This is a genomic window from Rhizobium ecuadorense, from assembly GCF_001187535.1.
In the GTDB taxonomy this organism is placed as follows: Bacteria; Pseudomonadota; Alphaproteobacteria; order Rhizobiales; family Rhizobiaceae; genus Rhizobium; species Rhizobium ecuadorense.
Genome location: NZ_LFIO01001577.1, coordinates 1 through 235, shown reverse-complemented (window position 1 = coordinate 235; position 235 = coordinate 1). Strand labels below are relative to the sequence as shown.

Sequence of the window (235 nt, the reverse complement as noted above, 5' to 3'; positions counted from 1 at the left end):
TCGCCACCGAGCGCAATTTCTCGCGCGCGGCGGAAATTCTCCACATCGCGCAGCCACCGCTCAGCCGGCAAATCCAGCAGCTGGAGGAAGAGCTGGGCGTCAACCTGATCGACAGGTCCAAGCGGCCGTTGAGCTTGACGGAGGCGGGACGGTTCTTCTTCGATCAGGCTTCGCAGATCATGGCCCCAGGCTTGTCCATGAATTCGCTCGCGACGGGAATGATGTCGGCGGCGAT

At 62.1% G+C, this 235-nt stretch carries 1 protein-coding gene; it reads left to right on the top strand.

What is annotated here, in order from left to right; genetic code table 11:
* A partial coding sequence (locus AF337_RS32290; RefSeq protein WP_152971284.1) for a LysR family transcriptional regulator occupies positions 1-235 on the top strand: 235 nt, incomplete at both ends.